Origin of the sequence: Micromonospora sp. ALFpr18c (assembly GCF_008868155.1) — a bacterium.
Classification (GTDB): domain Bacteria; phylum Actinomycetota; class Actinomycetes; order Mycobacteriales; family Micromonosporaceae; genus Micromonospora.
Map to the genome: position 1 here is coordinate 22,282 of NZ_WBKR01000043.1, position 11,359 is coordinate 33,640.

The 11,359-nt window shown below is 72.5% G+C and carries 9 protein-coding genes; 2 read left to right on the forward strand and 7 right to left on the reverse strand.

Going from position 1 to position 11,359, the window contains the following annotated elements; translation table 11 throughout:
* The 7 genes from F8271_RS10950 to F8271_RS10980 all read right to left on the reverse strand — a co-directional run bounded on the left by F8271_RS10950 (position 1) and on the right by F8271_RS10980 (position 9,371).
* Positions 1-1,494 carry an FAD-binding oxidoreductase gene (locus F8271_RS10950; RefSeq protein ID WP_151489591.1) on the reverse strand — a complete coding sequence of 498 codons (1,494 nt, stop codon included), beginning with the start codon at positions 1,492-1,494 and terminating at the stop codon, positions 1-3.
* Between the two features lie 150 nt (positions 1,495-1,644).
* Positions 1,645-2,373 carry an HD domain-containing protein gene (locus F8271_RS10955; protein ID WP_151489592.1) on the reverse strand — a complete coding sequence of 243 codons (729 nt, stop codon included), beginning with the start codon at positions 2,371-2,373 and terminating at the stop codon, positions 1,645-1,647.
* A 223-nt stretch (positions 2,374-2,596) separates the two neighbouring features.
* Positions 2,597-3,772, reverse strand: coding sequence for a Gfo/Idh/MocA family protein (locus F8271_RS10960; RefSeq protein ID WP_151489593.1), 1,176 nt, complete (start codon positions 3,770-3,772; stop codon positions 2,597-2,599).
* 28 nt (positions 3,773-3,800) lie between these two features.
* Complete coding sequence (locus tag F8271_RS10965) at positions 3,801-5,294, reverse strand: mannitol dehydrogenase family protein (protein WP_225854411.1); 1,494 nt, start codon at positions 5,292-5,294, stop codon at positions 3,801-3,803.
* Positions 5,285-6,589, reverse strand: coding sequence for an enolase C-terminal domain-like protein (locus tag F8271_RS10970; protein ID WP_151489594.1), 1,305 nt, complete (start codon positions 6,587-6,589; stop codon positions 5,285-5,287). Before F8271_RS10970 ends, F8271_RS10965 begins: the two co-directional genes overlap by 10 nt.
* Positions 6,586-8,019: a glucuronate isomerase gene (uxaC, locus tag F8271_RS10975; protein ID WP_151489595.1), complete on the reverse strand. Its 1,434-nt coding sequence runs from the start codon at positions 8,017-8,019 to the stop codon at positions 6,586-6,588. Before uxaC ends, F8271_RS10970 begins: the two co-directional genes overlap by 4 nt.
* A gap of 23 nt (positions 8,020-8,042) precedes the next feature.
* On the reverse strand, positions 8,043-9,371 hold the full coding sequence (locus F8271_RS10980; protein WP_151489596.1) for a Gfo/Idh/MocA family protein: 1,329 nt from the start codon (positions 9,369-9,371) through the stop codon (positions 8,043-8,045).
* 238 nt (positions 9,372-9,609) lie between these two features.
* Between F8271_RS10980 and F8271_RS10985 the strand changes: the two genes are divergently transcribed.
* Together F8271_RS10985 and F8271_RS10990 are read left to right on the forward strand one after the other, a co-directional pair.
* Entirely contained in the window at positions 9,610-10,785 is a 1,176-nt protein-coding gene (locus F8271_RS10985; RefSeq protein ID WP_151489597.1) for a LacI family DNA-binding transcriptional regulator, read from the forward strand.
* 117 nt (positions 10,786-10,902) lie between these two features.
* Positions 10,903-11,359, forward strand: a 457-nt coding sequence (locus tag F8271_RS10990; RefSeq protein ID WP_370461895.1) for a transposase, incomplete at its 3' end; no start/stop codon positions are given.

Here is an 11,359-nt window from a genome sequence, read left to right on the forward strand (position 1 = left end):
TCAGTGTGTCGCGGGCGGGACGCTCTGTTCGTACTGGAAGACGTTGTGCGGGTCGTACTTCGCCTTGATCTTGCGCAGCCGCTCGACGTTGCGCCCCCAGTAGGCGGTCTCCCACTCGGCCATGCCGATGTTCGGCACGTTGACGTAGGCGCCGTCCACAAAGGGGCGCAGCGCCTGGCTGAACTCGGCGATCCAGGTCTGGGCGATCGGGGTGATGGCGTCGCCGCTGTCGGGCTCCCCGCGGGTGCCCCAGCCGGTGCCCGGCTCGGAGTAGAAGAGCGCGTCGCGGTGCGGGAACGCCGCCCCGCCGAAGGGTTCCTGGCGTTGGGCGCCCGTGCCGAACGCCTGGGTGAAGAAGTTGCTGTCCGGCGACGGCGAGTTCTCCAGGAACTCGCGGATGATGCTGATCGCCTCGGCCGGGAACGGCTCCCTGGTGAACTGGGAGAAGAACTTCCACTTCGCCGGCTCGTCCTCGTTCGGGATCTGGAAGCCGGCGTACGTGTCGCCCCAGCCGCCGATCTGCACGGTCACCTCGGGGTCGCCGATGGAGAGGATCGGCGCCAGCAGCCGCCGCACCTCCGCCTCCGATCCCTCGGCGAGCACCCCGAACATCAGGATCTCGTCCGGGTGGGCCTCGAGTTGGCTGCCGAGGCGGGGGTCGGCGAACGGTGTGGTGCGCTGCCAGGCGTCGAAGACCCGGTGCAGGTCGTCGAGGCCCGGCCAGGTCGCCTGAAGGTAGGCGACGCTCTTCAGCGGGGCCACTTTGTAGGTCAGCGAGGTGACGATCCCGAAGTTGCCGTTGCCGGCGCCGCGCAGCGCCCAGAGCAGATCCGAGTGGTTCCATGGGTCCACCTGGAGCACCTTCGCGCCGTTGGCCCCCGCCGCGACGACGATCTCCGCCCCGATCAGGTTGTCGCAGGCCATGCCGAGGTAACGGGTGAGGAACCCGAAGCCACCGCCGAGGGTCGCACCGGACAGGCCGACGGTCCCCTCCGTGCCGGTCGTCGCCGCGAGGTCGTACTCACCGAGCGTCGTCACCGCCTCCAGCTGGTTGAGGCCCGCGCCGACCTTCGCCGTGCGGGTGGCGGTGTCGATGTGCACGTCCTTCAGCTCGCTGACGTCGATGACGAGGCCGTTGTCGACGTTCGACCAGCCTTCGAGGCTGTGCCGGCCGCTGCGGACCCGCAGCGCGACGTCGTGCTGCCGCGCCCAGGTGAGGGCGTTGACCACGTCCTGGGTCTCCTGGGCGAAGACGATGACCAGCGGATAGCGCACGAACAGCTCGTCCCACCCGAGGCTCGCCTCCGCGTAGTCGGGGCTCTGGGGGCGAACGATGCGCCCGGTCAGCTTCGCCGGTGGGTACGTCGCGTCGGACGGGCCGGGGCCGTCGGCCGCGATCGCCGAGCTGCCTCCGACCATCATGCCCGGCAGAGCGACCGCCCCGGCACCAACGGCGGTCGCCTTGAGCAGATCGCGACGAGAAAGGTCGCGCATGGTCAAATCCTCTCGATCGGGTCACGCCAGGCATTTCGACCAAGAGGGCTCTTGGCTCGCATCTGGCGCAAACCAACCGTAAGGCCGGGGTACGTCCCGGAGATCTGAGAACTTGTCGCGGAACCCGGTCGGGTGATGGGTTCGACCTGGTCAGTGAGGTGCGACCGGCTGGTCCAGGATCGCGCTGAACCGCTCCTCGGCCAGGTCGAGCTGGCCGAAGATGTGCCGCTTCACCGCCGGGGTCAGCGGGGTGTCCGGCCGGCCGATCAGGTCGCGGAACAGCGGCACGAGCGGCCGGTACTTCCGGGCCGAGGACACCACCTTCGGCCCGACCGTGTGGATCACCCCGACGCCGTTGTCGGTGAAGTCCGACACCTTGATCACCCGCGCCCAGGGCTCCCGCTCCAGGCTGACGGCCAGGTGCTCCCGGTACTGCGTGTTCCGGTCGCGCCGCGGGTCGTACACCGGATTGGTGACGGCACCGACGAGCCGGGCCACCCGCGGCCCGAACCGCGCGGCGAGCGCGGCCAACGCGGCTGCGGTCGGGTCGGCGACCTGCTCGCCGCCGGCCAGCTCGGCCGGGTGGTCCTCGACCGAGTCGTGCAGCAGACCGGCGACGATCACGTCCACCTCGCGCACCTGGTAGTGGTGCATCAACCGGATGGACACCCGCAGCAGGTGGTTGAGGTACGGCTCGCGGACGCGCCGGTCGTCGCGGTGCAGGTCGGCGGCCAGGTCCAGTGCGGCGGACAGCCGCGCGCGGGCGTCGACGTCGAACTGCTCGACCTCCAGCCGGAAGCGCTCCAGCAGCCCGGGCTCACCGTGGATCTCGGTGATCGCGTGCATCGGCATGCTGCCCAGGTGCGGCGGGAAGTCCATGCGTCACTTATAGCCGATCTTCTCCACATCGATGGTCCCGCGCGCCGCCGAGGCGTCCGGCAACCGCAGAGTTGATCAACGGGTGGGCGGGCGCTCAGATCGGCAGCCGGTCCGCGCCGGCGAGCGGTCCCACCACGAGGGGGACCAGCGGGGCCGGCAGGACCGGGTCGCGCCGCAGGGTGGGCGTCCAGCCCGCGTCGGCGCCCAGATCGGGGCGCCGCCACTACGCCAGATCCGCGCGGTACGCCGGCGCGGCCCACGACACGCCCTGCTCGCTGGGCAGCGCGCCCTGCTCGGCCGCTCGACGCAGCACGTCGACCACGCCACGGATCCGCACCACCCGCTCGGCACCGTCGCCCACCGCGTCGACAACGTCGCCGTCGAGCAGCCGCGGCTCCGGTGCGGCGCGCAGCGCGTCCAGCAGCGCGGTGAACGGCGCGGTACGGGCCAGCGGCGCGATCAGCGGCACACCGAGCGGATCGGCCCGGTGCGCGAGCAGGTTCTCCAGCAGGCCCTGCCGACCGGGGACCCGGCGGGTCACCACGTCGCCGGGCAGCCACAGCCGGTCGGTCGGGTACTCCAGCACCGCACGACCCGCCGAACCGGTCACCTCCACCTCACCGGCCACGAACTCCTCGGCCGCCAGGGTGACCGCGGCCAGCACCGGCGGGCCGGCACGGAAGCGGATCCGCAGCACCGCGGTGTCCTCCACCTCGATCGGCCGGACCCGGTAGCGCTCCACCTCGATCGCGACCGGCCAGGGCGGCGCCCCGCCGAGCGACTCGGCGACGGCCAGGCACTGCATCACCGCGTGCGCGAGCGGGTTGGCCAGCGCGCCATCCAGCACCGGCCGCCCGTTGAGCGTCCGCCGACCGGCCCACGCGGAGCGGGCGTAGTAGGCGTCCGGGCGCTGCCAGGCGGCGACGGTGGCGATGCCGGTGACCGTGCCGAGGCGTCCGGCGGCCAGCGCGTCGGTCAACGCGGTCAGCGCCGCCGAGCCGAGCGCCTGGAAACCGACCTGGGCGACCCGACCAGCGGTGGTCAACGCCCAGGTCAGCTCGTCGTGCTCGGCCAGCGACAACACCGGCGGCTTCGCCAGCAGAAGGTCGGCGCCGGCGGTGAGGGCGTCGCGGGCGATCGGCAGATGCGTGTGCGGCGGCGTGCAGATGACCACCACCTCCGGCCGGGTGGCGGCGAGCATCGCTCGGTGGTCGGTGAACACCTGCACCCCCGACGGCAGCGGCGCCACCGGATCGTCCCGCACCGGCTGGACGTCGACGAGCGCGACCAGCCGCACCCGGCCGTCGGCGTGCAACGGCGCGATCGCCCGGCGGTGCCAGCGGCCGTGCCCGTTCGCACCGATCACCGCCACCCGCGTCGGCGGCGCCGCCCCGGTCACCGCGCACCGGCCGGCGGTAGGCGCCCGCTCACCGGACACCGGCCAGGGTGGCCTCGACGCCGTGGCGTTCCAGGGCGGTCAGCCAGGCGATCACGTCGGCGCGTACCTCGTCGTCGCCGGCCACCTCGGCCGGAATGACCTCGCGCAGGGCGAAGACCGCGTCCACCGCGCCGGCCGGGCTCTGCGCGCCGGCGTCCAGCACGGCCCGGATCGGCCCGGCCAGCGGATCCTGGAACGGCAACGGCCGGCCGTCGTCGGCGTAGCCCAGCGCGAAGCGCAGCCAGGACGCCACGACCAGCGCGCCCCAGCGCGCGGGCCGGCCGGCCGCGCGCAGGTCGGCGATGGTGTGCAGGATCCGCTGCGGCAGCTTCTGCGAGCCGTCCATCGCCACCTGTAGGGTGCGGTGCCGGATCGCCGGGTTGCCGAACCGGGCGAGGACCTGCTCGCCGTAGTCGACCACCCGCACCCCGTCGGGCGGTGTGAAGCTGGCCGCGACGTCCTCGGCGATCAGCCGGCGCAGCACGTCGGCCAGGTGCGGGATCTCCAGCGCGTCGGCGATCGTCTCCCGGCCGGCGAGCGCCCCCAGGTACGCGACGGCCGAGTGCACGCCGTTGAGGCTGCGCAACTTCAACCGCTCCCACGGGCCGGCGTCGTCGGTGAGCACCGCCCCGGCGTGCTCCCAACCCGGCCGCCCACCCGGGAAGTCGTCCTCGATCACCCACTGCGCGTACGGCTCGGCGGCGACCGCCGCCAGATCGGTCACGCCGAGCGCCCGACGGGCCGCCTCGATGGTGTCGGGAGTGCTGGCCGGCACGATCCGGTCCACCATGGTGCCCGGGCAGGTGACATTGCCGGCGACCCACTCGACGAGCCCGGTGGGCACCCCGGCGGCCCGGGCGACCGCCTGGTCGACCAGACCCCGCAGACGTCGGCCGTTGGCGGGCAGGTTGTCGCAGCTCACCAGGGCCACCGGCCCGGCGTCCGCGGCAGCCCGGGCGGCCAGCCCACGCAGCAGCAGCCCCGGCACCGTGGTCGGCGCACGACCGCCGGCCAGATCGGCGGCGAGCGCCGGGTCCGGGCACAGGTCGCCGGTCACCGGGTCGAGGTGGTACGCCTTCTCCGTGACGGTCAGCGTCACCACCCGCACCGCCGGGTCGGCGAGCAGCGCCACCACGGCGTCCGGGTCGCCGGGAGCGTGTCGTACCCCGCTCAGCGCGCCCACCACCCGGGTCGTGCTGCCGGCCGCCGAGAGGGTGCTGACGCTGAACAGGTTGTCCTGCGCGGCGAGGGCCTCGACCAGCGCGGTGCTGCGCGGCGCGACGGCCACGATGCCCCAGTCGCCGCCGGCCGCGCCGACCGCCGCCTCGGTGTAGACGGCCTGGTGCGCGCGGTGGAACGCGCCCAACCCCAGGTGTACGACGCCGGTCGGCACCGTGCCCGGCCGGACGAGCGGACGGGACTCCATGGGTAGCTGGCGCATTACACCCAGGCCGAGCCGGGTGGCGCCGACGGTCACCGCCACGCCGGACCGTCCGGGAAGCGGAACTCGGCCACCGACGCGGGCCGCATGGTGGCGCTGTAGCCGGGCCGCTCCGGCAGCAGGTACCGGCCACCGCGGGTGCGTACCGGGTCGACGAAGTGCTCGTGCAGGTGGTCCACGTACTCGACCATCCGCCCGTCCAGGCTGGTGCCCACCCGCAGGTAGTCGAAGATCGCCAGGTGCTGGACGTACTCGCAGAGGCCCACACCGCCGGCGTGCGGGCAGACCGGCACCCCGAACTTCGCCGCCAGCAGCAGCTCCGCCAGGACCTCGTTGACGCCGCCGACCCGGCACGCGTCGATCTGCATCACGCCGATCGCCTCGGCCTGCAGCAGCTGCTTGAAGATCACCCGGTTGGCGGCGACCTCGCCGGTGGCCACCCGGCACCGCCCGCCGGTCAGCTCGGTGACGGCGCGGGCGATCCGGGCGTGCCCGAGGATGTCGTCGGCGTGCGTCGGCTCCTCGATCCAGTACGGGTCGACCTCGGCCAGAGTGGCCATCGCGGTGATCGCCTCGTCGACGTCCCAGACCTGGTTGGCGTCCATCATCAGCAGCGCGTCCGGGCCGATCTCGGCCCGGATGATCCGGGCCCGGCGCAGGTCGTCGGCGAGCGGGCCGCCCACCTTCATCTTCATCGCCCGCCAGCCGTCGTCGTACGCCTGCCGGGTCAGCGCCCGCACCTTGTCGTCGGGGTAGCCGAGCCAGCCGACCGAGGTGGTGTACGAGGGGAAGCCGTCACGGTCGAGCGTGGCCAGCCGGTCGGTGAGCCCGTCGCGTCCCTTGTCGAGGATCGCGGCGGCGTCGTCCGGGGTGAGCGCGTCGCTGATGTGCCGGAAGTCGACGCTGGCCACGAGGTCGTCGGTGGGCAGTTCGGCGAGGAACCGCCACATCGGTTTGCCCGCGAGGGTGGCCCGCAGGTCCCACACCGCGTTGACCAGCGCGCCGGCCGCCATGTGGATGACGCCCTTCTCCGGACCCAGCCAGCGCAACTGCACGTCGGCGCTGAGCGAGCGCCAGAACGCGACCGGCTCGGCCGTGATCTCCTCGATTGTGCGCCCCCGTACGTGGTGCGCCAGCGCCTGCACCGCCGCGCAGGTGATCTCGTTGCCCCGGCCGTTGGTGAAGGTGAACCCCGCGCCGATCGGGCCGGCGTCGGTGCCCAGCTCCACGTACGTCGCCGAGTAGTCACCCCGGTTGATCGCGTCGGAGCCGTCGCCCCGGGCAGCGGTCGGGAACCGCACGTCGTGCACGTCGACGGACGTGATGGTGACACTCACTGGTCGTCGCCTCCGAAGTTGAAGACCCGCTTGGGCAGCCGGTACGCCAGGTCGACGATCGTCTCGGCCGCCTCGTCCATCGGCAGCCGGTGCTCGGCGACCAGCCGGGCCAGGAAACCGGCGTCCACCCGGCGGGCGACGTCGTGGCGGACCGGGATGGAGCAGAACGCCCGGGTGTCGTCGACGAACCCGGTGGTGTTGTAGAAGCCGGCGTTCTCGGTGACGGTCTCCCGGAACCGGCGCAGCACCTCGGGGGAGTCCAGGAACCACCAGGGCGCGCCGAGCAGCAGTGCGGCGTAGCCGCCGGCCAGGGGCGCCAGCTCGCGGGTGAAGGTGTCCTCGTCGAGGGTGTAGAGCACGACCCGCAGCCGGGCATCGTTGCCGTAGCGCTCCAGCAGCGGGGCGAGCGCGTGCACGTATTCGGTGACCTGCGGGACGTCACCGCCGACGTCGCGGCCGTGCCGGGCGTGCAGCCAGCGGTTGTGGTTGCGCACGGCGCCGGGGTGCAGCTGCAGGACCAGGCCGTCGTCGAGCGACATGCGGGCGAACTCCATCAGCATGTGCGCCCGGAACGCCTCCGCGTCGGCCGCGTCGGCCTCGCCTCGCCGGCCCCGGTCGTACAGCCGCGCCGCCTCGGCCGGTGACAGGTCCAGGGTGCGCGCGGTGGGATGGCCGTGGTCCGACGAGGTCGCCCCGGCGGCGATGAACGCGGCCCGCCGGGCCCGCAGCGCGGCCAGATAACCGGTGTACGTGCCGGTGTCCGCACCGGTCAGCGTCCCGAGCCGGTCCACGTTGGTCGACCAGCCGTCGAACTCCATGTCCACCACGTCGTCCGGGCGGAACGTGGTGACCACGCGCCCGCCCGGCCCACCCCAGCCGTCGGCCGCGAGCTTGGCGTGCTGACCCAGGTCGTCCAGCGGCGACTCGGTGGTCGCGAGGACCTCGATGCCGAAGCGCTCGAACAGCGCCCGGGGGCGGAAGTCCGGCTCGGCGAGCCGGGCCGCGATCTCGTCGTACAGGGTGTCGGCGGTGGCCGGGCCGAGCGGGGTGTTCACCCCGAACACGGTGCGGAAGGTCTGCTCCAGCCACAGCCGCGACGGGGTGCCCCGGAACAGGTGCCAGTGCGCGGCGAATCGCCGCCAGATCACCCGGCCGTCGGTCTCCACCGGGCTGCCGTCGCGGGTGGGCACACCCAGCTGCGCCGGGGGCACGCCCTGACTGAGCAGCATCCTGGTCAGGTAGTGGTCGGGCACGATGAGCAGCTGCGCAGGATCGGGGAAGGGCCGATCATCGGCGAGCAGGGCCGGGTCGACGTGCCCGTGCGGCGAGATGATCGGCTGCTCCGCCGCGAGGGCGTACAACTCCCGGGCCAACGCGCGCTGGCCGGGCTCGGAGGGCAGGAGCAGATCGGTGTGGTCGGACGTCGGCACGGGGCTGGGCTCCTCGTCGGTGGTCAGCGGAGGGTGAGCAGGTCGGCGACCCGGACCGGTTGCCCGGTCTCGAAGGACCGGTTGGCGGCCAGGCCGGTGAGCAGGGCCAACGCGCCGTCGTCGGCGGTCGCGGCACGGTCCAGCGGGTCCGGCTGGCCGCCGAGGAGCACAGCGGTCATCCGGGCGTCCGCGCCGCCGTGGCCGTGCCGGGTGCGGCCCTGCACCGGGATCTGCCGGGGTGGTTCCCAGAACGGGCGCAGGGTGAGCGTCGCGCGTCCGCCCTCGGCCGGCGCCTCGACCCCGTGCAGGGCGGCGCCCTTGACCGCGCCGGCGGTGCCCCGGTCGACGAAGTCGTTCTCGGTCACCTCCAGTTCCAGGCGGCCACGGCTGCCGTTGACCATCACCCGGTAGCCCTCCCAGGGTGCGTACGCGGTGAGGTGGTAGGTCATCGTCGCGCCGGTGGAGTAGCGGGCCAGCACCGCCATGTCGTCCTCGATGCTCACCCCGGGGGAGAACACGTTGCGGTCGCGGTGGTAGCCGTCCTCGGCCTCGGCGTCGAGGTACAGCTCGCGCAGCCGGGGGTGCGCGTCGAGCCGGAGCGCGAACGGGTCGTCGACGGCGGCGGGGGAGCCGTGCGCCCGGTCGTAGTCGCGGGCGTAGCCGTGCCGGCGGCCGCCGTCGCCGTAGAAGAAGAGCCGGCCGGCCGCGTACACCTCGACGGGTGTGGCGGCCAGCCACCAGTTGACCAGGTCGAAGTGGTGGCTGGCCTTGTGCACCGTGAGCCCGCCGGAGGTGGCCTTGTCCCGGTGCCAGCGGCGGAAGTAGTCGGCGCCGTGGCGGACGTCCAGCAGCCACTCGAAGTGCACCGAGCCGATCTCGCCGACCGCGCCGTCGGCGAGCAGCCGGCGGACCTGTTCGTGCAGCGGGTTGTAGCGGTAGTTGAAGGCGACGGTCACCCGACCGCCGGTCTCGCTCACCGCGTCGAGGATGCGCCGGCAGCGCGGGGCGTCGACGGTCATCGGCTTCTCGGTGACGACGTCCCGACCGGCGCGCAGCGCGGCCACCACGTACGCGTCGTGGGTGACGTCCACACTGGTGACCAGGACGACGTCGACGTGCTCCTTGTCCAGCATGGCCGCGAAGTCTGCGGCCGGGTACGTGGGCACCGGGTCGTGACCCAGCTCGGCCAGCCAGCGGTTGTGCGCGTCCATCCGGGCCTGGTTGACGTCGGCGAAGGCGACCAGCTCGGTGGTGTCGGGGTGATCGAGGACCAGGGCCCGGACGAACATCTCCGCCCGCGCGCCGGTGCCCACGACGGCGTACCGGACCCGCCCGCCGGCTCTCGGTGACATTCGGTGGCCTCCCCGGTGATCCTGCAAAGGTTTGCAGTGAAGTAATCACGGTCGATCCGATTGCGTCAACGTGGAGGCCGCAACCGGCGGCATATGTCCCCCTTTGCGGGCTCATAGATCACCGCTGGGAGCGCTGGCGCAACAGAACCGTCATCATCCACCGTTGACACTGGAGCAACCGTTTGCATTAATTGGCGACACCCACGTGACCGCCGCCACAACGGACGAAGGGGCCGCCGTGCCAGTCACCATCCGGGACGTCGCCCGGGCGTCCGGTGTGCACATCTCCACCGTGTCCCGCACCTTCTCGGCCCCGCACCTGGTCAACCCGGAGACCCGGGTCCGCGTGCTGGCCTGCGCGGAGGATCTGGGTTACCGGCCGAACCGGGCCGCCCGGGCCCTGATCACCGGCCGTACGCACAACATCGGCCTGATCATCGCGGACATCGCGAACCCGTTCTTCCCGCCGCTGATCAAGGCGGCGGAGAGCCAGGCCCGCCACCGCGACTACCACGTCTTCGTGGCCGACACCAACGAGGACCCGACCGCCGAGGAGGAGTTGGTCCACGCCCTCGCCAAGCAGGTGGACGGGGTGCTGCTGTGCAGCCCACGGATGAGCAACAGCCTCATCGAACAGCTCAGCCGCGAGGTGCCGCTGGTGGTGGTGAACCGCCAGGTGACCGGCCTGCCCTGCGTGCTGATGGATGTCGGGCAGGGCGCCCGGGCGGCGATCGAGCACCTCGTCGGCCTCGGCCACGACCGCATCGCCCTGCTCGGCGGCCCGCGCAGCTCATGGACCAACCGGGAGATGCGCCGCGCCGCCGCCACGGCCGCCCGCGCCGGCGGCGCCGAGCTGACCATGCTCGGCCCCAACGCGCCCACCGAGACCGGCGGCTCGGCCGTCGCCGAGCAGGTGCGGCGCAGCGGTGTGTCGGCCGTGCTCGCCTACAACGACCTGATGGCGATCGGCCTCATCGAGGGGCTGGACGCGCTCGGGGTCCGGGTGCCGCAGGAGGTGAGCGTCGTCGGGGTCGACGACATCGCCCTGAGCCGGCTCACCCGCCCCAAACTGACGACGGTGGCCACACCCACCGCGGCCGCCGGCCGGACGGCCGTCGACATGCTGCTGCAACAGGACACCGAGTCACCGCGCGGCGCGCGAGGGCTCGGTGCCGGCACGGCGCTCGGCGTCCGTCGTACCACCGCACAGGTAATGCTCCAGACCGACCTGGTCATCCGCGACTCGACCGGCCCGGGCCCGCACGCCCGACCGGCACGTCCCCTGGCCGCATCGCGTGGCCCGGACCCGCATTGCCCTGCGGGCCCGGGCACCACGACCGCGGCCACCGGTGACGCCATCGCCTCCAAATACTGCAACGGTGGTTCGCAACTTCGGGTGGATGTGGCTCGATAGTCCATTGTGGTTGGCGTTGGGTTGGTTGAGTGGTGGGAAGTCGGGCTGGGTGAGTTGTTTGCCCGGATCGCGGGCCGGTTCTCGCGGGTGGAGCCGCGGAAGCGGGCGTTCGCTTATGTGCGAGGGCTGCTGTCGCCGTTGGAGCGGCGTAACGGGTGGACTCTCGCGGAGCAGGCTGGTGACCGGTCGCCGGACGGGATGCAGGCGGTGTTGTGTAGCCCGTGTTGGGATGCCGACGCGGTGCGTGATGATGTTCGCGATTATGTGGTGGAACACCTCGGCGATCCTGCTGCGGTGTTGGTTGCCGACGAGACTGGGTTTTTGAACAAGGGGACCGGTCTGCGGGGGTGCAGCGGCAGTATTCGGGGACGGCGGTCGGAGAACTGTCGGATCGGTACGTTCCTGTGCTATGCCTCTGGCAAGGGGCCACGGCCGTTTCATGATCACGATGTGAGGCCGAGGATGGTGAATGGCCTGGTCATGTTGCGGGCTGCCCAGCGGGTGGCTTCGGTGATGTCGGGTCGGCCGGCCAGGCGTAGGGCGTTGATGGCGAGGTTGCGTAGCGAGGCCAGGA